This is a genomic window from Dietzia sp. NCCP-2495 (assembly GCF_026011735.1).
Lineage (GTDB): Bacteria > Actinomycetota > Actinomycetes > Mycobacteriales > Mycobacteriaceae > Dietzia.
The window spans coordinates 335,851-357,082 of sequence record NZ_BRVN01000001.1 but is presented as its reverse complement, the minus strand read 5'-3'; the positions used below and the strand labels follow the sequence as shown (position 1 = coordinate 357,082).

Below are 21,232 nucleotides of genomic sequence, written 5' to 3'. Positions count from 1 at the left end.
GAGGCTACGGGTGAGGCATTCGTCACGGTAGGCCGTCGAGGCCTCCGGAGGCCACCGGCGGCCACTGGTGAGCGGCGGGGATGGTTGGCCTAGACTGACAGTGCCCGAATTGACACCGAGGAGATCTCACTGTGACAGCATCCGGACGTCCCGTCGTCCTCATCGCCGACAAACTCGCCCAGTCGACCGTCGATGCGCTCGGCGACGCCGTCGAGGTCCGATGGGTCGACGGCCCGGATCGCCCGAAGCTCCTCGAGGCGATCAAGGACGCGGACGCGGTGCTCGTGCGCTCGGCCACGACCATCGACGCCGAAGTGCTCGCCGCCGCGCCGAACCTGAAGATCATCGGTCGCGCAGGCGTCGGACTGGACAACGTCGAGATCCCCGCCGCCACCGAGCGCGGTGTCATGGTGGTCAACGCGCCCACCTCCAACATCCACTCGGCCGCCGAGCACGCCGTCGCGCTGCTCATGTCGGCCTGCCGCCAGGTGCCCGCCGCCGACCGCACTCTGCGTGAGCACACCTGGAAGCGCAGCTCCTTCAACGGGGTCGAGCTGCTCGGCAAGACCGTCGGCGTGGTGGGACTCGGCCGCATCGGTCAGCTGGTCGCCCAGCGTCTCGCCGCATTCGAGACCAACCTCATCGCCTACGACCCGTACCTGCCGGCCGCCCGCGCCGCGCAGCTCGGCATCGAGCTCGTGGACATCGACGAGTTGGTCGCGCGCGCCGACATCATCACGATGCACCTGCCCAAGACCAAGGAGACCGCCGGTCTGTTCGACGCCGAGCGGCTCGCCCGCGCCAAGGACGGCGTCGTAATCGTCAATGCCGCCCGTGGCGGCCTCATCGTCGAGTCAGCACTCGTCGACGCCCTGCAGTCCGGCAAGGTCCGCGCCGCCGCGCTCGACGTGTTCGACACCGAGCCGTGCACCGACTCGCCGCTGTTCGAGCTGGAGAACACGGTCGTCACCCCGCACCTCGGTGCCTCCACCTCCGAGGCCCAGGACCGCGCCGGCACCGACGTCGCCCGCAGTGTCCTGCTCGCCCTCCGCGGCGAGTTCGTTCCCGACGCCGTCAACGTCTCCGGCGGACCGGTCGGCGACGAGGTCGCACCCTGGCTCGACCTGGTCCGCAAGGTCGGTCTCGTCTCCGGGCACCTGTGCCCCGGCGTGCCCACCACCGTCAAGGTCGAGGTCGCCGGCGAGCTCGCCGCCGAGCAGGTCGACGTCCTGGGCCTCGCTGCCCTGCGCGGCATGTTCTCCGCCATCACCGACGAGCCCGCGACATTCGTCAACGTCGGGCAGATGGCAGAGCAGCGCGGTGTCACGCACTCCGTGGAGACGGTCAGCGAGTCCAAGGCGTACCGCAGCACCATCACCGTGACCGCTGTCGCCGCCGACGGTGCCAACGCCAGCGTCACGGGCACGCTCTCCGGCCTCGAGCAGGTCCAGAAGATTGTGCGGATCAACGAGCGTGGCTTCGACATGCGCGCCCAGGGACAGAACCTCTTCGTCCACTACGCGGACCGTCCCGGCGTCCTCGGCAAGGTGGGCTCGATCCTCGGCAGCGAGGGGATCGACATCCAGGCCGCGGCCCTGAGCCAGGACGCGACCGGCGAGGGCGCCTCGCTCATCCTCCGCGTGGACCGCGCGGTGGCCGAGCCGACCGTCGACCGGATCGTGTCCGAGCTGAGCGCCACCGCGACCCAGATCAACCTGGACTAGTAGCGAGAAGGAACCGACGAACCACATGAAGCTGGCAGTCATCCCCGGAGACGGCATCGGTGTCGAGGTCACGGCCGAGGCACTGAAGGTCTTGAACGCGCTCGTCCCCGGCGTCTCCACGACCGAGTACGACCTCGGTGCACGTCGCTACCTCCGCAACGGTGAGACCCTCACCGATGCCGACATCGCGAGTCTCAAGGAGCACGACGTGATCCTGCTCGGCGCGATCGGTGACCCCCGTTCCGTGCCGGCCGGCGTCCTCGAGCGCGGCATGCTGCTCCCGCTCCGGTTCGCGCTCGATCACCACGTGAACCTCCGACCGTCGAAGCTCTACCCGGGGTCGGCCAGCCCGCTCAAGGACCCGGGCGAGATCGACTTCGTCGTGGTCCGCGAGGGCACCGAGGGCCTCTACACCGGTAACGGCGGGGCCATCCGTGTGGGCACCCCCCACGAGATGGGCACCGAGACGTCGGTCAACACCCGCTACGGGGTGGAGCGAGTCGTGCGCGACGCGTTCGCGCGTGCCACCGCGCGCCGCGGCAAGCTCACACTGGTCCACAAGACCAACGTTCTGGTCAACGCCGGCGGCCTGTGGCAGCGCACGGTCGACGAGGTGGCCCCGGAGTTCCCGGACGTCGAGGTGGACTACTGCCACATCGACGCCGCGACCATCTACATGGTCACCGACCCGTCGCGCTTCGACGTGATCGTCACCGACAACCTGTTCGGCGACATCATCACCGACCTGGCGGCGGCCGTCACCGGCGGTATCGGTACCGCGGCATCCGGCAACATCGACGCCTCCGGCACCAACCCGTCGATGTTCGAGCCGGTCCACGGCTCGGCTCCGGACATCGCCGGCCAGGGCAAGGCCGACCCGACCGCGGCTATCCTGTCCGTCGCGCTGCTCCTGCGCCACGTGGGCAAGACCGCCGAGGCAGAGAAGATCGAGGCCGCCGTCGAGGCAGACCTCGGATCGCGCGGCGACGCGCCCGTCGTCACCTCGGAGGTCGGCGACCGGATCGTGGCGGCCGTCAGCAGCTGACACCGGCAACTCACGGCTCCGTATGCGTCAGTAGACGCTCGGCAGGTCAGAACGATGCGAGCCCTCACGGCCCGCGGGTGTGATTCATGACAAATGGTCACCTCGCGGGCCGACTGACGTCCACAGTGATGTGATGGACGTCGAACTCGTGGAGGTACGGGACTTCCTCGCGCGATGTGCACCGTTCGATGACCTCCCCAACGAGGTCCTCGACCGGCTGCCCGCACGCCTGACCCAGCGGTACCACCGACGGGGCAGCGTGATCGTCGGAGTGGGGGAGAGCAACGACTCACTCCACCTCATCCGCTCCGGCGCGGTCGAGATCTGTGATCCCGAGGGCACCCTCCTGGATACGCGCGACGAGGGCGACTGTTTCGGCTATTCGACGTTGGTCCGGTCCACCCCGTCCAGGTACCGGATGGAGGCCGCCGCCGACACGCTCGTGCTGGAGATGTCCCGCGAGGTGTTCGACTCGGTCGCAGCCGAGCATCCGTCGCTTCGCCAGTACTTCGGGCGCCGGAGCGATCGTGTCCGCGAGGATCTCGCCTCGGCGAGGGTGGCCGCCGCCGCGGGCGACGCTCTGAGCACACCGGTCGGGCAACTCCTGACCAGAGACGCGGTGACCATCGAGCCGGAGGCGTCGATCCGGGACGCCGCGCGGTTGATGACCGACAGCAGGGTCTCGTCGCTCCTGGTGGTGGAGGACGGTCAGGTGGTGGGGATCTTCACCGACCGGGACCTGCGTGCCAAGGTGGTGGCGGTGGACGGCGACACCCACGCGCCGGTGGCGACCATCATGAGCCCGGCGCCCGTCTCCGTGGACGCGTCCACCCGTGCCTTCGACGCGACCTTGCTGCAGATGCAACGCGGCGTGCACCACCTGCCGGTGATCGAGAACGGGGTTCCGGCGGGCGTGGTGACGACCGGCGACCTGTTCCGCCTGGCCCAGGCGAACCCCGTATATCTCGCGGCGCGTATCGCCCGCGCCGTGGACGTGGACTCGGTCGCCGAGCTGACCGGGCAGGTGCCCGGGATCGTGGGCGAGTTCGTCCGACGGGGGACAGCGCCCCAGGACATCGGTCGGGTGGTCACGGCCACCGCCGACGCCGCAACACGCCGGCTCATCGCGCTGGCCGAGGAGGATCTCGGTCCGGCTCCGGTGGAGTACTGCTGGGTCGGACTCGGTTCCCAGGCCCGTGGTGAGTTGGGTGTGGCGAGCGACCAGGACAACGCACTCGTCCTGTCGGACGCCGCAGCCGGGATCCCCGGCGCGGACGAGTACTTCCACGCCCTCGCCGAGCGTGTGTGCCAGGGGCTGGACCGCGCCGGGTATCCGTTGTGCCCGGGGGACGTGATGGCGTCGAACTCCGCATGGCGGCGGACGGTGTCGGACTGGGCCGGGCAGGTCGCCGACTGGGTGGGGGCTCCGGAGCCCGATGCGATGCTCCACGCGCAGGTGTTCTTCGACATGCGGGCTGTGCACGGCCCGGAGTCACTGCTCGATCCGCTCCGCGCCGACATGATCGAGCGTGCCCGGGGCAGTTCGCGGTTCCTGGCGCATCTCGCGCGGATCGCGTGTGAGTGGCAGCCTCCGCTCGGGTTCTTCAGAGGACTCGTCGTGGCGCGGCGTGGCGAGTACCGCAACACCCTGGAGATCAAGGCGGGCGGGACCGCCCCGGTCGTGCAGATCGCCCGGGTGCACGCCCTGGCCGCGGGATCACGGCAGGTGGGTACGTTGGACCGTCTGCTGGCCGCGGCGGAGGAGGGGGTGATCGGGCACAGCGATGCCGCGAACCTCGTCGAGGCCTTCCGGTTCCTCCGCGGTCTGGCGTACCGACATCATGCCGCGCAGATCGCCCGGGGACTCCCGCAGGACAACAATGTGGATCCGTCGACGTTGAGCGGCAAGGACCGTCACCGTCTGCGGGCGGCCTTCCGGATCATCGCCGCCGCGCAGGACGCGTTGGAGCTGCGCTACCGGGTGGGGCAGATGTGATGGCGCTCTGGTCGGGACTGACGGACCGTGGTCGACGCCGTGCCGCCGCGAAGGCCCCCGAGGGTGGCCTGAAGCGCTACCTGGAGACCCCGGCGCCCGGGAGTTCGACACCGGTGGACGAGCTGCCTCTGCTGGCCGTGGATGTCGAGACGACCGGGCTGGATCCCAGGCGTGACCGTGTCCTGGCGATCGGGTTCGTTCCGGTGGACGGGCGCCGGATCGTACTGGGTGGCGCCGGGTCGGCGGTGGTGCGGTCGGAATATGACGACGACGACGGCGTCGGGCAGAGCGCCACGGTGCACGGACTCACCGATGACCTCGTCGCCGGGGGCGTCCCGGTGGCCGAGGCGCTGGACCTGCTCTTCGACGCTCTGACCGGGAGGGTGCTGCTCGCCCACTACAGCCGCATCGAGACGGGGTTCCTGGGCGCCATGTGTCGGCGTGCCTTCGGGGTGAGGCCCCCGCTCGTCGCCGTCGACACCCTCGAGCTCCAGCGACGGGTCACGGCCACCCGGATCGACATGGGTTTCCCCTCCGACATTTCCGTCGAGGACCTCCGACTGTGGGGGGCGCGGGAGCGGTACGGGCTGCCGCGGTACCGCGCCCACGACGCACTCGTCGACGCCATGGCCTGCGCGGAGCTGTACCTGGCGCAGGTGTCCGAGCTCGAGGCCCGTGGGCCGCGGACGCTGAGGGACCTGCGGACCGCCTAGGATCGCGGTATGCGTCTAGCCCGTATCGCCCATCCCCAGGGGTTCGCCTTCGTCGAGATCCGGGGGGACGTCACCGATCCCTCGTCGCTGGTCTGCGCGGAGATCGCCGAGCACCCCTTTGGTACCCCCGAGTTCACCGGACGCGAGTGGCCGCTCGCCGATGTCCGCCTCCTGGCACCGATCCTCGCCTCCAAGGTGGTGTGCGTCGGCAAGAACTACGCCGAGCACGCGGCGGAGATGGGGTCGGAGGCACCGGAGGAACCGCTGATCTTCCTCAAGCCCAACACGTCCGTGATCGGACCCGAGGCCGCGATCGCCTATCCGCCGAGCTCGGAGCGGGTGGACCACGAGGGAGAGTTGGCGGTCGTGATCGGTCAGCCGTGTCGCGACGTCGCCGCGGCCCGGGCCCACGAGGTCATCCTCGGATACACCTGCGCCAACGACGTGACCGCCCGCGATCAGCAGATGGCGGACGGGCAGTGGACGCGCGGGAAGGGGTACGACACGTTCTGCCCGCTCGGACCCTGGATCGTCACGGACCTCGACCCGAACGGTCTCGACGTGCGCACCAGGCTCACCCATGAGGACGGGACCGCGGAGCTGCGCCAGGACGGCAACACGTCGCAGTTCATACACACCGTGGGCGAGATCGTCGAGTACGTGACGAGGGTGATGACCATGCTGCCGGGTGACGTGATCCTCACCGGTACGCCCGCCGGGGTCGGCTCCATGCTGCCCGGCGACCGTGTCACCGTGGAGATCGAGGGGATCGGCTCGTTGAGCAACCCCGTCGTGGACCGCTGATCACACTGCGCCGAAGGCCCTGAGTACCGTCCGCAGTTTGGCTCCGGTCTCGGCGACCTCGTCGTCGGGATCGGAGCCTTCCACCAGTCCGCCGCCAGCCCACGCGATCGCCCCGTTCCGGTCCGCGTCGATCTCGGCGCAGCGGATGGTCACCATCCAGTCTCCGTCACCTCCGGCGTCGGACCATCCGACCGCGCCGGCGTAGAACCCGCGGGGCCCCTCGATGCCCGCGATGATCCGCCGCGCCTCGTCGGTCGGGGTCCCGCAGACCGCCGGAGTGGGGTGAACCGCGAGCGCCAGGTCGAGCGCGGTCGTCCGGGGATCGGCGATCCGACCTCGGATGCGGGTTCCCAGGTGCCACATCTCCCGCGTGGAGGTCAGGGACGGGCGCTCCGGGATCTCCAGGTCGACACACAGTGGGCGCAGCGCGGTGGCGAGCGAGTCCACCACGAAGGCGTGCTCGAACGCGTCCTTGCCCGACTCCCGCAGTGCACGAGCGGACGCCTGGTCGGCGGCGGGGTCCGTCTCGCGCGGCGCCGAACCGGCGAGGGGGTGGCATTCCACGACCTCGCCGCGCCGGCGGACGAGGATCTCCGGGCTCGAGCCGACGAGTGTGCGGCCGGTGTGGTAACCCCCGGCCGGTGACAGGTCCACCAGGAAGCCGTCGGCGTACGGGCTCGAGTCGATGAGGGTCGCGCACACGGCGTGTGGATCGATCGGCTCGTCGGCGACGAGTCGGACGGCGCGGGCCAGGACCACCTTCCCGACGCCCCCGGCGCGGATGCAGGACAAGGCGGTGGAGACCCGCCTGCGGTGCTCGTCGGGGGAGGGGATCTCCTCGGCCACCCGTGTTCTCGTCCGGATCCCGCGGAAGTACGCGGGAGGTTCCAGTGGTCCGTCGGTGCGGACGACGACCTCGGGTTCGACCAGTGCGGCGGGCGCGTCGGGTTCGAAGCCGATCGCCCCCACCACGAGGTCGCTCGTTCCTGATCGGAGGGCGAGTGCGGCATCAGCCGGGTCGGTGAAGGTCCGGGTCGATCCCTGGGTGCGCAGCGACCCGGTGGGTCGGGACAGGAGGAAATCCGGTGCGGTGACGGGACGGCCGACGTCGGGCTGCATGCCAGGCGTCACGGTCCGCCTCCCTCGTGTAGCTGGGCCCGTGGATCCACGCCGTTCGCGGCACCCACGGATACCCGGTCGATCCTAGGCCGGTGCTCGGCGGGGGTGCGAGCCGGGCTCGTCACTAGGATGGTCGGCATGACCGCCTCGAACGTCCGTGTCCGATTCTGCCCGTCACCCACCGGAACCCCTCACGTGGGGCTCGTCCGTACCGCCCTGTTCAACTGGGCGCACGCGCGCCACACCGGGGGCACCTTCGTCTTCCGTATCGAGGACACCGATGCGGCCCGTGACTCGGAGGAGTCGTATGCCGCGATCCTGGATGCCCTGCGCTGGCTGGGTATGGACTGGGACGAGGGCCCCGAGGTCGGTGGCCCCTACGCGCCGTACCGCCAGTCCGAGCGTCGCGATCTCCATCTCGACGTGGTCCGCAAGCTGCTCGAGGCAGGCGAGGCGTACGAGTCGTTCTCCACACCCGAGGAGGTCGAGGCCCGTCACAAGGCAGCGGGGCGTGACGCCAAGCTGGGGTACGACGGGTTCGACCGGGACCTCACCGAGGAGCAGAAGCAGGCCTACCGTGACGAGGGGCGCGGTGCGGTGATCCGCCTGCGGATGCCCGACGAGGACCTGGCGTGGAACGACCTGGTCCGCGGGGAGACCGTGTTCAAGGCCGGCAGCGTGCCGGACTTCGCCCTGACCCGTGGTAACGGCATCCCGCTGTACACGCTCGTCAACCCCGTCGACGACGCGCTCATGAAGATCACGCACGTCCTCCGTGGCGAGGACCTGCTCAGCTCCACCCCGCGACAGATCGCCCTGTACAAGGCGCTCGAGCGCATTGGTGTGGCCGACGGGGTGCCCGAGTTCGGGCACCTGCCGTTCGTCATGGGAGAGGGCAACAAGAAGCTCTCCAAGCGCGATCCGCAGTCCGACCTGTTCCTGCATCGTGACCGCGGGATGCTGCCCGAGGGGCTGCTCAACTACCTCGCGCTGCTCGGCTGGGGGCTGTCCGAGGACCGTGACGTGTTCTCACTCCGGGAGATGGTGGACGCGTTCGACGTACGCCAGGTCAACGCGAACCCGGCCCGCTTCGACCAGAAGAAGGCCGACGCCATCAATGCGGAGCACATCCGCATGCTGCCCGCGGACGAGTTCGCCCGCCGCCTCCGCGAGTACCTCGTGGCCTACCCTGCGGAGGACGGGCTCACCTTCCCGGAGAGCCTCGACGGTGACCGCTGGGCGATGATCGCCGAGCTTCTGCAGACCCGCATCGTCGTCCTGTCGGACGCGTGGAAGCTCATCCGCTTCCTCCTGGTGGACGAGGCGGACTTCTCCGTCGACCCGCAGTCTGCGGCCAAGAACCTCAAGGCGGAGTCCCGCGAGGTCGTGGATGCCGCCGTCGCGGCGCTGGAGGGGGTCGGGGAGTGGACCACGCCGGCCATCGAGGCCGCGCTGTCCGGCGCGCTCGTGGACGAGTTGGGTATCAAGCCGCGGAAGGCCTACGGACCGGTCCGCGTCGCGGTGACCGGTTCGCACATCTCGCCGCCGTTGTTCGAGTCGCTCGAGCTCCTCGGCCGCGACGCCGCCATCGCTCGTCTGAAGGCCGCTCCAATCGCGGACTGAACTGCCGATTTGCTATTCACTTCCGAAGTTTTGTAATCTCTTCGAGGTCGCCGAAAGGCGGCGGACAAGTGAATTGCAATGGCCTATGGTGTAATTGGCAACACAGCTGATTCTGGTTCAGTCGTTCTAGGTTCGAGTCCTGGTAGGCCAGCTGAGCGCTCCTGACGGAGTGCTCGAGTGCGCAGATCCGCCAGCGGATCTGTTGCTTAGGCCCCCGTCGTCTAGCGGCCTAGGACGCCGCCCTCTCACGGCGGTAGCGTGGGTTCGAATCCCATCGGGGGTACACAAGCGAGAAACGCCCGGAGCAGATGCTCCGGGCGTTTCTGCGTTTCTGCGTTCTTGCTTCCTGCGTTCCGGGTTCAGGCGCGGCGGCGGTCAGGGCCGCCGCCGCACCGACTCAGTCGATCGTCTCCTTGAGGGCGTCCTCACGCAGGAACAGCAGCATGACCGTGCCCACCAGGATCAGCGGGACGATGAGGTGGAAGATCGGCACCAGCGCATCGTTGTACGAGCTGACGATCGCGTCGTGGATCGGTCCCGGCAGGTGGGCCAGGATCTCCGGACTCATCGAGTTGGCGGCGCCCGAGCCTTCCGCGAACCCCGCCGCGGCATCGGCGCCGGCCGGACCCATGGAGGCGGCCGCCGCGGGGATGCGCTCGCCCATGAGGTCGCCGAGGCGGCTGACGAACACGGTGCCGACGACCGCCGAGCCCAGCGTCCCGCCGATCTGGCGGAAGAAGTTGTTCGACGCGGTGGCCGTTCCGACCATCGTCACGGGGAACGAGTTCTGGACGATGAGGACCAGCAGCTGCATGCACAGCCCGAGCCCGAATCCGAACACGAACAGGACCACCCCGAGGTGCACGAGGGTGTCGTCCGCGTTCAGCGACCCGATCAACCACATGCCGATCGCCATGACGATGGTGCCCGCGACGGGATACCACTTGTAGCGGCCGGTCCGGCTGACGATGTTGCCCACCACGATCGAGGTGCCCATCATCCCGGCCATCATCGGGGTCATCATCAGCCCGGCGGCTGTGGGGCCCAGGCCGTGCACCATCTGGATGTACGTGGGGAGATACGTGATGGTGCCGAACATCGCGACGCCGATGAGCAGGCCGGCGCCGGTGGTGAGGGCGAAGTTCCGTTCGGCGAACAGTGTCATGGGGATGAGCGGGTCCTCGACCCGTAGCTCGACGAGGACGAGCACCACGGCACACACGACGAACAGCGCCGCGAGGCCGAGGATGATCGGATCGGTCCACTCGTACCGGTGTCCGCCCCACGAGGAGACCAGGATGAGTGCGGTGGTACCGGTCGCCATGAACAGCGTGCCGACCCAGTCGGTTCGGCGCCCGCCACCGCGTCGCGGCAGCTTGAGGAAGACGATGGCGACCACCAGTGCGAGCGCGCACACGGGGAGGTTGAACCAGAGTCCCCAACGCCAGCCGGGTCCCTCGGTGAAGAAGCCGCCGAGCAGCGGACCGAGTACCGACGAGAGTCCGAACACTGCGCCCATGACGCCCATGTACCGGCCACGCTGACGGGCGGGGACGACGTCGGCGACGATCGCCTGCGAGAGGACCATCAGGCCGCCGCCGCCGAGTCCCTGGATCGCGCGCGAGGCGATGAGGACGTCGATGTTCCACGCCAGTGCGCCGACGAGCGAGCCGACGGAGAACAGGAGGATCGCCACGATGAACAGCGGCTTGCGACCGATCTGGTCCCCGAGTTTGCCGTAGACGGGCAGGCCGATGGTCATGGTGAGCAGGTAGACGGTGATGACCCAGCTCATCTTGTCGACGCCGCCCAGGTCGGCGACGATCGTCGGCAGCGCGGTCGAGAAGATCATCTGCCCCAGGGACACGATGAGCATCCCCAGCAGGAGGGAGGTGAACACCAGCGGGACGTTGTGGGTCTGTTCCCCGGAGGCCTCGGTGGGCGCGGGCGGTCCGGCCGGCGCGGTGGGGGTCTTGGTCATGAGGTGCTCCCGGTGGGGGTGACGAGTCGGGCGATCATTCGGAGCGCGGCGATGCAGTCTTCGTCCAGGTCGGCGAAGGTCCCGGATTCACGGGTGAGCCAGGTGGACAGGCCGAGCTGGCCGGAGGCGGCGACGAGGGCCACGCAGGCGCGTGATTCGGCCTCGACCGGGACCTCCGGTAGGCGCCGGAGGTCGGGTCTGCTTTCGAGGAACTCGGTGACGAGGGCAGTGAGGCGGAGATGGAAGCGCGCGGACGCGGTCATCCTGAGGAGCCCGAGATCGGGCTCCGCGCGGAAGATCTCACGCCGTCTCTGGGCGAGGGTGACGGTCTGTGCGTCGTCGGCGACACGGGTGGCGGCGAACGCACCCATGAACATCCGGAGGACGGACAGGGGCACGTCCGCGTCGTCGCTCGAGAGGAACTCCTCCCGGGCCTCGTCGGAGACGTCCTCAGGAGTGGTGCCGATGACAGCGGCGTCCTTCGACGGGACGTAGTTGAAGAACGTGCGCTTGGAGATGTCGGCGGCGGCACAGATCTGTTCGACCGTGACGGCGTCGTAGCCGTGCTCGAGGACCAGCGCGGTGGCGGAGTCCTCGATGGCCACCATCGTGGCGAGGCGTTTGCGTTCCCGGAGTGAGCCGGGAGGGTGGGCAGATGACATGCCGAGAATACTAGCCAGTTGGTGCACTGAGTGCATAGTTGCACCTGATCTACGATGCTGAACTGCGCTTTCGTCCGAGGCGCGGGGGCGAGGCCGGGGGAGCGGGCCATCCGATTTGGCCAGAGGCGTCCGCGTTGGTTATGGTTTATAGGCACCTAAGCCCCCGTCGTCTAGCGGCCTAGGACGCCGCCCTCTCACGGCGGTAGCGTGGGTTCGAATCCCATCGGGGGTACCAGGGAGATGTCCCGGTTCATCGGTCATGATGAGCCGGGACATCGCTGTTTGTGGCAGACCTGGAACCACTGCGGTCGTTAGTTCGCGAGGAGGTGTCCGCCGATGCCGAGCCGGCGTGAGGTGCAGGCCCGACACGAGATGCCCACTCGACGTGACGTCCTGGGTCTGGCGCTGGGCGGGGGACTGGCGTTGGTGGGGGTGTCCGCGTGTGCGGGTCCGGACGAATCCGCGACGACGAGCACGACCGCGCCCCCGACAGGTCAGCTCGAGACTCCGGGTCCGATCAGGACTGTCACTCCCGATGCACCCGCGAAGCGGGTCCTCACGCTGTCATCGGCCGACCTTGACGTCCTGACGGCGCTCGGTCACACGCCCACGGCGGCATGGGCGGCCGACGGTACCGGGCCCCGACCCTGGCGGCGGCAGGCGGCACCGCCCGCGCCCGAGTGGGATGGAGCCGGTCCACCGAGCCTGAAGTCTCTCCTGCGTTTCGGGGTGGATGCGTTCGCCCTGGCTGCGGCCGACGTCTCCCGGTCGCAGCTTCGAGCCTATGAGCAGTTGGCCGCCGTCATCGTCGGTCTCGACGGCCGGCCCGGGTGGCGGGACCATGTGGACCTGATCGCGGACGCGGTGGATGCCGACCCCCGTGAGGTGGTGCGTGCCGCGACGAACGAGTTGGAGACGTGGGCCGAGGAGCAGCGTCGATCAGGGGTGGACGGTGTCGTCGTCGTCATCGGTCCCGGGGCGGGCCCCGACACCCCGGTGGCAACACTCGACGCCGGGTCCCCGTTCGGGGAGGAGGTGACCGCGCTGGGATTCGAGGTGATCTCACATCCCGAACCGATCCCGTTCCGCCAGTTGCGCCGGCGTGGGGTCACGGTCGTACGGGTGGACCCACGGGACGGGGACGTCGTCGCCGCGGTGCGCCAGCCGAGCGTCACCAGCCTGCCGTGGGCGTTGGGGCGCCTGGCGCCGAGGCCCAGGCCCCGGGCCCGGTCCCGGTCCCGGTAGCGCTGGCCCGGTCCCGGGTCAGAGGCGTCTACTGATCGCCTCGGCCGCGGAGAGCAGATCACTCGCCCACCGGACACCGGGACGCCGGCCGATGCGGTCGACCGGGCCGGACACGGAGATCGCGGCGATCACCGCGCCGTTGGCGTCGCGGATCGGGGCGGCGATCGACGCCACCCCCGGTTCGCGCTCGGCCACCGACTGCGCCCAGCCGCGTCGGCGGATCTCGGCCAGGTGCCGCTCGGTGTACACCGCGTCGGCCAGGAGGGAGCGCTGGGTGGCGCTGTCCGCCCACGCGGCCAACACCTTGGCGGCCGATCCGCCGCTCATGGGCATGTGCGCGCCGACCGGGACGGTGTCTCTCAGGCCGGTGAGGGGCTCGGCAGAGGCCACGCACACGCGGCGGTCGCCGTCGCGGCGGTACACCTGGATGCTCTCGTCAGTCAGTTCGCGGAGGCGGGGGAGTACGCTGGAGGCGGCCTCGGCCAGCGGGTCCGGCATCGTGGCGGCGAGTTTCGCCAGCCCGGGGCCGAGGGTCCAGACCCCGGAGTCGTCGCGGGCGAGGAGCTGGTGCACCTCGAGACCCACGGCGAGTCGGTGAGCTGTCGCACGGGGGAGCCCGGTGCGCTCGCAGAGATCCGACAAGACGCAGGGCTGCTCGGCGACGGTGTGGAGTACCGCCATTGCTTTGTCGAGGACCCCGATCCCGCTATACTGTCTCACAGTGCGACTATAGCGTCCTACATGGTGAGAATCCATAGCTATTTCGCGGAGTTCGGGGACGTGCAGGGACTTGGAGGCGTGATGAGCGAGACGGTGTCCGGCGGACGACCGCGGACCCTGGCAGAAAAGGTCTGGGATGACCATGTGGTGGTCAGTGGTGACGGTGCCGGCGAGGCCCAGCAGCCCGACCTGATCTTTATCGACCTCCATCTGGTCCACGAGGTGACCAGCCCGCAGGCGTTCGACGGCCTGCGGATGGCCGGGCGGGAGCTCCGCCGACCCGACCTCACCCTCGCCACCGAGGACCACAACGTCCCCACCGACATCGTGGGCGGCGCGGTGAACCTCATCGCCGACCAGACCTCGCGGACGCAGATCGAGACGCTGCGCCGGAACTGCGAGGAGTTCGGCGTCCGGCTGTACCCGATGGGCGACCGCGAGCAGGGGATCGTCCACGTCGTGGGCCCGCAGCTCGGTCTGACCCAGCCCGGCATGACCGTCGTGTGCGGCGACTCGCACACCTCGACCCACGGTGCGTTCGGGGCGATCGCCATGGGGATCGGCACGTCCGAGGTCGAGCACGTCATGGCCACCCAGACGCTGTCGCTGCGCCCGTTCAAGACGATGGCCGTCACCGTGACCGGAGAACTGCAGCCCGGTGTCACCGGCAAGGACCTCATCCTCGCCGTGATCGCCCAGATCGGCACCGGCGGCGGCCAGGGCCACATCATCGAGTACCGCGGCGAGGCCATCGAGAAGCTCTCGATGGAGGCGCGGATGACCGTGTGCAACATGAGCATCGAGGCCGGCGCCCGGGCCGGCATGATCGCGCCCGACCAGACCACCTTCGACTACCTCGAGGGGCGCCCGCACGCGCCGAAGGGCGACGAGTGGGACGCCGCCGTCGAGTACTGGAAGAGCCTGAGGACCGACGACGACGCGGTGTTCGACACCGAAGTGGTGATCGACGGTTCGGCGCTGACCCCGTTCGTCACCTGGGGCACCAACCCCGGCCAGGGCGTGCCGCTCGGTGCCACCGTGCCGAACCCCGAGTCCTTCACCGACGAGTCCGACCGCATCGCGGCGGAGAACGCTCTGGAGTACATGGATCTGCAGGCCGACACCCCGATCCGAGACATCCCCGTCGACGTGGTGTTCGTGGGCTCGTGCACCAACGGCCGCATCGAGGACCTGCGTGCCGTCGCCGAGGTGGTCGAGGGCCGGACGATCGCCGACGACGTCCGGATGCTCATCGTTCCGGGCTCCGCCCGCGTCCGCGAGCAGGCCGAGGCTGAGGGACTGGGGGAGATCTTCACCGAGTTCGGCGCCGAGTGGCGGCAGCCGGGCTGCTCGATGTGCCTCGGGATGAACCCGGACTCGCTCCAGCCCGGCCAGCGCTGCGCCTCGACCTCCAACCGAAACTTCGAGGGACGGCAGGGCAAGGGTGCGCGCACCCACCTGGTCAGCCCCTCGGTCGCGGCGGCGACGGCCGTCCTCGGCCGCTTCGCCTCTCCCGCCGACCTCGAGCCCGCGAAGGGGGCCTGACACCTCATGGAGCCGATCACCACCCACACCGGCATCGGCGCCCCGCTGCGCCGCTCCAACGTGGACACCGACCAGATCATCCCCGCCGTCTACCTCAAGCGGGTCACCCGCACGGGATTCGAGGACGGACTGTTCTCGTCGTGGCGTGCGAACGAGCCCGACTTCGTTCTCAACCGCGCCCCGTATGACCAGGCCTCGGTCCTCGTCGCCGGCCCCGATTTCGGCACCGGATCTTCTCGCGAGCACGCGGTGTGGGCGCTCATGGACTTCGGCTTCCGCGTGGTGATCTCCTCGCGCTTCGCCGACATCTTCCGAGGCAACTCGGGCAAGTCCGGGCTCGTCGCGGCGCAGGTCGAGCAGCAGGACGTGGAGCTTCTCTGGAAGATCATGGACGAGCGTCCTGGTATCGAGCTGACGGTCGACCTGGCGTCGAGGACCGTCACCGCTGGCGACGTGACCGTGCCGTTCGACATCGACGACTACACGCGGTGGCGTCTGATGGAGGGACTCGACGACATCGGTCTCACCCTGCGCAGTGCTGACCAGATCGAGGAGTATGAGGGACGGCGCCCGTCATTCAAGCCCGTGACAACTCCGGACTAGGCAGTATTCGGCCGTAGCCGACCAGAACCCGCCCCCTCGAGATATGACCTCGAGGGGGCGGAACCATCACGGGACGATGACGGCGCATGTTTCCCACATTGCCCTTTGTGTGAGTAAACTTATCTCTACTGGGGTCGGACACGTTCCGCCTCAGCGTTACTCACTCGAAGGGGGTTCCCACGTGAACAAGGCCGATCTGATCGACGAATTGGCTGAGCGGCTGGGCGGTGACCACCAGCTGGCCACCGAGGCGCTGGAGAACACCCTCGACATCATCGTCCGCACCGTCGCCTCCGGAGAGTCGATCACCATCATGGGCTTCGGCATCTTCGAGAAGAAGGCGCGTGCTGCCCGTGTCGCGCGTAACCCGCACACTGGTGAGGCGATCCCCGTGCCACCCACCTACTCGCCGGTCTTCCGGCCCGGCCAGTACTTCAAGTCGGTCATCCAGGGGCTGGAGAAGCTGCCTGAAGGCCGTTTGGCGGCCAAGAGGTCGAGCTCTCACCAGTCCTTCGGTGGACTCGTCAAGAACGGGGCCGGTCACCGGGACATGGTGAGTTGAACCCGACACATGCGCGGCAGTTACGCAGCCCGCTGTCGGTCCGTCACAGGACCGGCAGCGGGCTGCGGTAGTAGTCGGCGAAGAGCAGGGTGTCGCCGGCGAATCCGAGGCCCCAGGCGCCCGCCTTCTTGGTGTGGGTCTCGTCGATCCGGATGCTGGACGATGCGGCCAGTCGCTGCACCATTCCCGGGATGGCGGTCCCCTGTGAGCTGACGGCAGCCACACCGTCACCGGATCTCGCGATCTCGACCAGCCTGGCGACTGCGGCATCGGGGGAGTCCAGAAACGCCTCGTCGCTGAGGGCGGGTTCGATCGTGATCTCGGTTCCGAGTTCGTCCGCGAGTGGCGACAGGGTCTGCTCGCACCGGGCCCGGGGGGCGCTGTGCAGTCGTGTGGCACCGAACGACCGCAACATCGGCACGAGCATCTCGGCCTGCGCACGCCCAGATTTGTCCAACGGACGGAGCGCGTCGTCGCCGCTCCATTCACGTCTGCTGCCAGCCTTGGCGTGGCGGACGAGGAGGAGGACGGAGTCGGGCATCGGAGCGTCGGCGAACCGGGTGAGGATCTTGCGGTCAAGAGCGTAGGAGACCAGGTCCTTCGCCTCGTTCACGGGAAGCCACTTCAGTCGGTCGACCTCAGAGTTCGGGGCGAACTCGCCGTCGTGCGCGCGCGCTGACCAATAGGTGACCTCCTTGCGGGTGTTCTCTTTCAGCGGGTAGGCGGTCGTGCCGATCAGGGACTCGAGTGAACACGTGACCCCGGTTTCCTCGGCGATCTCCCGCACGGCGGTCGTCGGCAGGGACTCACCCGGATCGACCTTCCCCTTGGGGAGCGACCAGTCGTCGTATCGCGCGCGGTGGACGACGGCGCACCGGGGTTCACCGTCCTGCATCCGGTACACGATCGCTCCTGCGGCGTGCACGATGCGGACCTTTGATGTGGTGGCTGCTCTGCTCATCAGCTGCGGAACCCCGCGTGGACGTTCGCCATCCGTTCCTGGTGATCGACCGACTCAGCCCAGTCCTCGACGGCGGGCATGCGCTTCCAGGTCGCGTCCGGCTGGAGGTGGAAGCTCCGGCTGAGCGGGTCGAGCGCCGAGTCGAAGATCCGTCGGACCTGGTCCTTGAGTCGCGGATCGGTCACCGTCACCATCACCTCGACCCGACGGTCGAGGTTCCGGTGCATCATGTCCGCGCTCCCGAGCAGTACCTCGTCGGCACCACGGAAGTGCAGGAGTCGGGAGTGCTCGAGAAACCGGCCCAGAATCGACCGGACGTGAATGTTCTCACTGAGCCCGGGGACCCCGGCCCGGAGGGAGCAGATCCCCCGGACCACGATGTCGACCGGGACCCCGGCCTGCGAGGCCCGGTAGAGCGCGTCGATGACCTGCTCGTCGACCAGGGCATTGGCCTTGAGGCGGATCCCGCATTCCCTGCCCTCGGAGGCGAGCGCGATCTCGTTCTCGATGCGCTCGATGATCCCGGACCGGATCCCCTCCGGTGCGACGAGCAGTCGGCGGTACTTGGTGACGTTGGAGAAGCCGGTGAGGTGGTTGAACAGGTCCGTCAGATCCGACACGACCTCCTCGTCGGAGGTGAACAGCCCCACGTCCTCGTACAGGCGCGCGGTCTTGGGGTTGTAGTTCCCGGTGCCGATGTGTGCGTACCGCTTGAGGACGTCTCCCTCCTTGCGGACCACCAGGCAGGTCTTGCAGTGGGTCTTGAGCCCCAGGAGTCCGTAGACAACGTGGACACCGGCCTGCTCGAGCTCGCGGGCCCACCGGATGTTGTTCTGCTCGTCGAACCGGGCCTTGATCTCGACCAGCGCCACGACCTGCTTCCCGGCGGCGACCGCGTCGACGAGGGCATTGACGATCGGCGAGTCGCCGGAGGTGCGGTACAGGGTCTGCTTGATGGCCAGGACGCTGTCGTCGGCGGCGGCCTGCTCGATGAACCGTTGGACAGTGGTGGCGAAGGAATCGTAGGGATGCTCCACCAGGACGTCCGATTCCTGGAGCGAGTCGAAGATGTTCCGGGCGGTCTCGCGCTCGCCGAACGCCGGTGGGGTGGCGGGGACCATCGCGGGGTCCTTGAGGTCCGGCAGGTCGAGACCGTGGAGTTGCCACAGTCCGGTCAGGTCGAGCAGCCCGCCGAACCGGATCACGTCCTCGGACGGGACGTCGAGTTCGCGGCGCAGGATCCGCAACATCCGATCCGTGGTGTCCTCCGCGATCTCCAGCCGCACCGCGGAGCCGAAGCGACGGCGCGCGAGCTCACGCTCGAGAGCCTGGAGCAGGTCCTCGTCGCGGTCCTCCTCGACGTCCATGTCGGCATTCCGTGTCACGCGGAACACGTGGTGTTCGACGATCTCCATGCCCTGGAACAGCTCACCCAGATGTGCGGCGATGATGTCCTCGGCGGGGACAAAAGCGAAGGGGCCGCGGTCACCCCGCACCAGACGGATGAAACGCGGAACGGTGTGGGGGATCTTGACGCGGGCGAAATGCTCCTGGCCCGAGTCGATGTTGCGGATGATCACCCCGAGGTTGAGGCTCAGGCCCGAGATGTAGGGGAACGGGTGCGCCGGATCCACGGCGAGGGGGGTGAGGACCGGGAAGATCTGGTTCCGGAAGACCTCTGACATATCGAACTGCTCGTCGGCGGTGAGCTCCGACCACGGCAGGATCTGGATGCCGTTCGACTCCAGCTCGGGCCGGATCTCGTCGTGGAACAGTCGGGACTGCTCGTCACAGAGTTCGCGCGTGCGATGACTGATGTGCCCGAGCTGCTCCGCCGGGGTGCGGCCGTCCGCCGACCGGACCGAGAGCCCGGTCTTGTCCCGACGTTTGAGGCCCGCGACGCGGACCATGTAGAACTCGTCGAGGTTCGAGGCGAAGATCGCCAGGAACTTCGCCCTCTCCAGCAGCGGGATCTCCTTCTCGCCGGCGAGGGCGAGCACACGGGCGTTGAAATCCAACCAGCTGAGCTCACGGTTGAGGTAGCGGTCGCGGGGTCGGGGAAGAGCCTGGGGAGCGTGGTCGTCGACTGTCACCAGACCATTGTGGCCGATTCCGGTCGGTCTGGGCACGAAGGCAGGGCAGAGTCTTCGTGGTGCAGCGCGATCGACGTGGCCGCGCCGACCCGACGGCCGCGGAGCCGCGAGAGATCACCCGGCACGTCGACGTCATGGGACGCGGCGTCCGACGAGGGGTCCGACACCTGGATCTCCACGGCCCCACCCTCGTCGCGGAACCGCCTGGCGGAGTCGACGCCGAAGCGGCAGACGCGGTCACCGCTGCCGTCAGAGGTCCAGAACGCCATCGTGGTCCCGTATCCCTGATGATCGGCGACTATCGAGTGGGGATGGCGTGCCGCCGAGAGCAGCACACGCCCCAGGAGCGTGGAATCGAGTTCGGGGAGATCCGCGGTGACAACTGCGACCGGTCCATGGACGCCGTCGAGTGCCGCGGAGAGCGCGGAGTTGAGCGGGTCCGATCGCCCGTCACCGGGGCCCTCGACCACGAACTCGGCGCCGAGCCGGCTCGCCAGCGACGCCACCTCGGAATCAGGCGACACCACGCGGACTGCGGAGACCCCCGGGGTCGCGACACAAGTGCTCACGACGTCGGCCGCCATGGCCATGACGAGTGCGCGGCGGGCGTCGGGTGACAGTGAGGGGCCCAAGCGGCTCTTCGCGCGATCGAGTGCCTTGACGGGGACGACGATCGTCCACCCGTCAGCCCCGTCGCCGTGATCACCCGAGTTGCTCATCGAACGCCATATTGCCAGCCAAGACTCAGGAATGCCCCGGGGCGGGTAGCGTCTAGCCGTAGCCGGCCACGGTCGGGGGTCGTACAAGGGATGAGTGCCGGGAGGCGAGATGGCGCGGATCGCAGTGATGGGCGCGGGGTCCTGGGGGTCCGCGGTGGGCAAGGTGCTGGCGGATGCCGGCTCCGAGGTGATCATGTGGGCACGGCGGGACGAGGTCGCCGCCGGCATCAACGAGAACCACTGCAACGACAAGTACCTGCCGGGCATCGTGATGCCAACCTCGCTCTCCGCATCGACGGATCCGGCAGAGGTGCTCGACGGCGCGGAGGAGGTGGTTCTCGCCGTTCCATCCCAGAGCCTGCGCGGAAATCTCGAGACCTGGGTCGACCACTTCGCGCCAGGCGCCGGGGTGATCTCCCTGGCCAAGGGCATCGAGACCGGGACTCTCAAGCGCGTGAGCGAGATCGTCGCCGAGGTGACAGGATTCGAGGACGGCCGGATCGCCGTGTTGTCCGGACCGAATCTCGCGCGCGAGGTGGCAGAGGGGCAGCCCGCCGCGACCGTCATCGCGTGCAGCGACGAGGCCCGGGCCACCCGCCTGCAGGACGCGTTCACCACTAGGTACTTCCGGCCCTACACCAACACCGACGTCGTGGGTTGTGAGATCGGTGGCGCCACCAAGAACGTGATCGCCCTCGTCTGTGGCATCGCCTCGGGCATGGGACTCGGAGACAACACCGCGGCCACACTGGTCACCCGGGGGCTGGCGGAGTCGACACGACTCGGCGTGGCACTCGGTGCCAACCAAGCGACGTTCGCGGGACTGGCCGGACTCGGCGATCTCGTCGCCACCTGCACCTCGCCGCTGTCGCGCAACCGGACCTTCGGCGAGCGGCTCGGAATGGGCGAGAACCTCGAGCAGGCGCAGGCCGCCACCAACGGCCAGGTGGCCGAGGGCGTCAAGTCCTGCACGTCGATCCGCGAGCTCAGTCGGCGGGCCGGTGTGGAGATGCCGTTGACCGAAGCGGTCCACGAGATCTGCCACGAAGGCGGCGACGCTGTCGAGGTGGCGGTGCGCCTCATGAAGCGGAGCACCAAGCCCGAGTAGCCTCGGCCC

At 68.7% G+C, this 21,232-nt stretch carries 18 protein-coding genes and 3 tRNA genes; 14 read left to right on the top strand and 7 right to left on the bottom strand.

What is annotated here, in order from left to right; all coding sequences use genetic code 11:
• Positions 1–131: 131 nt before the first annotated feature.
• The 5 genes from serA (at position 132) to OPF83_RS01655 (ending at position 6,282) form a co-directional block, all read left to right on the top strand.
• Positions 132–1,724, top strand: a complete 1,593-nt coding sequence (gene serA, locus OPF83_RS01675; RefSeq protein ID WP_264885461.1) for a phosphoglycerate dehydrogenase — start codon at positions 132–134, stop codon at positions 1,722–1,724.
• Between the two features lie 25 nt (positions 1,725–1,749).
• Complete coding sequence (locus OPF83_RS01670; protein ID WP_264885460.1) at positions 1,750–2,769, top strand: 3-isopropylmalate dehydrogenase; 1,020 nt, start codon at positions 1,750–1,752, stop codon at positions 2,767–2,769.
• 133 nt (positions 2,770–2,902) lie between these two features.
• Positions 2,903–4,765, top strand: coding sequence for a DUF294 nucleotidyltransferase-like domain-containing protein (locus OPF83_RS01665; RefSeq protein WP_264885459.1), 1,863 nt, complete (start codon positions 2,903–2,905; stop codon positions 4,763–4,765).
• Complete coding sequence (locus OPF83_RS01660; RefSeq protein ID WP_264885458.1) at positions 4,765–5,478, top strand: exonuclease domain-containing protein; 714 nt, start codon at positions 4,765–4,767, stop codon at positions 5,476–5,478. Before OPF83_RS01665 ends, OPF83_RS01660 begins: the two co-directional genes overlap by 1 nt.
• A 9-nt stretch (positions 5,479–5,487) precedes the next feature.
• A complete protein-coding gene (locus tag OPF83_RS01655; protein ID WP_264885457.1) occupies positions 5,488–6,282 on the top strand; it encodes a fumarylacetoacetate hydrolase family protein in 795 nt (264 codons plus the stop codon).
• On the opposite strand, the gene OPF83_RS01650 is transcribed toward OPF83_RS01655, so the two are convergent.
• Positions 6,283–7,401 carry an isochorismate synthase MenF gene (locus OPF83_RS01650; RefSeq protein WP_264885563.1) on the bottom strand — a complete coding sequence of 373 codons (1,119 nt, stop codon included), beginning with the start codon at positions 7,399–7,401 and terminating at the stop codon, positions 6,283–6,285.
• 138 nt (positions 7,402–7,539) lie between these two features.
• On the opposite strand from OPF83_RS01650, the gene gltX reads away from it, so the two are divergent.
• From gltX to OPF83_RS01635, 3 genes are all read left to right on the top strand, one after another.
• Positions 7,540–9,024 (top strand): glutamate--tRNA ligase, encoded by a 1,485-nt coding sequence (gene gltX / locus OPF83_RS01645; protein WP_264885456.1) that lies wholly within the window; start codon positions 7,540–7,542, stop codon positions 9,022–9,024.
• Positions 9,025–9,103: 79 nt separating this feature from the next.
• Positions 9,104–9,175 (top strand) — tRNA-Gln (locus OPF83_RS01640).
• A gap of 59 nt (positions 9,176–9,234) precedes the next feature.
• Positions 9,235–9,307: transfer RNA gene (locus OPF83_RS01635), tRNA-Glu, on the top strand.
• A gap of 114 nt (positions 9,308–9,421) precedes the next feature.
• Here the strand turns inward: OPF83_RS01635 and OPF83_RS01630 are convergent.
• Together OPF83_RS01630 and OPF83_RS01625 are read right to left on the bottom strand one after the other, a co-directional pair.
• Positions 9,422–11,005: an MDR family MFS transporter gene (locus OPF83_RS01630; RefSeq protein WP_264885455.1), complete on the bottom strand. Its 1,584-nt coding sequence runs from the start codon at positions 11,003–11,005 to the stop codon at positions 9,422–9,424.
• A complete protein-coding gene (locus OPF83_RS01625) occupies positions 11,002–11,667 on the bottom strand; it encodes a TetR/AcrR family transcriptional regulator (protein WP_264885454.1) in 666 nt (221 codons plus the stop codon). The genes OPF83_RS01630 and OPF83_RS01625 overlap by 4 nt, the downstream gene beginning before the upstream one ends.
• 159 nt (positions 11,668–11,826) lie before the next feature.
• On the opposite strand from OPF83_RS01625, the gene OPF83_RS01620 reads away from it, so the two are divergent.
• Both OPF83_RS01620 and OPF83_RS01615 read left to right on the top strand, forming a co-directional pair.
• Positions 11,827–11,902, top strand: a tRNA-Glu gene (locus OPF83_RS01620).
• A gap of 101 nt (positions 11,903–12,003) precedes the next feature.
• Positions 12,004–12,912: an ABC transporter substrate-binding protein gene (locus OPF83_RS01615; protein ID WP_264885453.1), complete on the top strand. Its 909-nt coding sequence runs from the start codon at positions 12,004–12,006 to the stop codon at positions 12,910–12,912.
• A gap of 18 nt (positions 12,913–12,930) precedes the next feature.
• Here OPF83_RS01615 and OPF83_RS01610 read toward each other — a convergent pair whose 3' ends face one another.
• The gene (locus tag OPF83_RS01610) at positions 12,931–13,632 is read right to left on the bottom strand and encodes an IclR family transcriptional regulator (protein ID WP_264885452.1); all 702 of its coding nucleotides are present in this window, start codon (positions 13,630–13,632) and stop codon (positions 12,931–12,933) included.
• A gap of 81 nt (positions 13,633–13,713) precedes the next feature.
• Between OPF83_RS01610 and leuC the strand changes: the two genes are divergently transcribed.
• From leuC to OPF83_RS01595, 3 genes are all read left to right on the top strand, one after another.
• Complete coding sequence (leuC, locus tag OPF83_RS01605) at positions 13,714–15,177, top strand: 3-isopropylmalate dehydratase large subunit (protein WP_264885562.1); 1,464 nt, start codon at positions 13,714–13,716, stop codon at positions 15,175–15,177.
• 6 nt (positions 15,178–15,183) lie between these two features.
• Complete coding sequence (gene leuD, locus OPF83_RS01600) at positions 15,184–15,780, top strand: 3-isopropylmalate dehydratase small subunit (RefSeq protein WP_264885451.1); 597 nt, start codon at positions 15,184–15,186, stop codon at positions 15,778–15,780.
• Between the two features lie 181 nt (positions 15,781–15,961).
• The gene (locus OPF83_RS01595; RefSeq protein WP_375546186.1) at positions 15,962–16,342 is read left to right on the top strand and encodes an HU family DNA-binding protein; all 381 of its coding nucleotides are present in this window, start codon (positions 15,962–15,964) and stop codon (positions 16,340–16,342) included.
• A 43-nt stretch (positions 16,343–16,385) separates the two neighbouring features.
• Here OPF83_RS01595 and OPF83_RS01590 read toward each other — a convergent pair whose 3' ends face one another.
• The 3 genes from OPF83_RS01590 to cofC are packed head-to-tail and all read right to left on the bottom strand — an operon-like array spanning position 16,386 to position 20,115.
• Complete coding sequence (locus OPF83_RS01590; RefSeq protein WP_264885450.1) at positions 16,386–17,267, bottom strand: NUDIX hydrolase; 882 nt, start codon at positions 17,265–17,267, stop codon at positions 16,386–16,388.
• 35 nt (positions 17,268–17,302) lie between these two features.
• Entirely contained in the window at positions 17,303–19,396 is a 2,094-nt protein-coding gene (locus OPF83_RS01585) for an RNA degradosome polyphosphate kinase (protein WP_264885449.1), read from the bottom strand.
• The gene (gene cofC / locus OPF83_RS01580; protein WP_264885448.1) at positions 19,393–20,115 is read right to left on the bottom strand and encodes a 2-phospho-L-lactate guanylyltransferase; all 723 of its coding nucleotides are present in this window, start codon (positions 20,113–20,115) and stop codon (positions 19,393–19,395) included. The genes OPF83_RS01585 and cofC overlap by 4 nt, the downstream gene beginning before the upstream one ends.
• Positions 20,116–20,224: 109 nt before the next feature.
• Here cofC and OPF83_RS01575 point away from each other — a divergent pair, with 109 nt between their 5' ends.
• Positions 20,225–21,223, top strand: coding sequence for an NAD(P)H-dependent glycerol-3-phosphate dehydrogenase (locus tag OPF83_RS01575; RefSeq protein ID WP_264885447.1), 999 nt, complete (start codon positions 20,225–20,227; stop codon positions 21,221–21,223).
• The last annotated feature ends 9 nt before the right edge of the window (positions 21,224–21,232 follow it).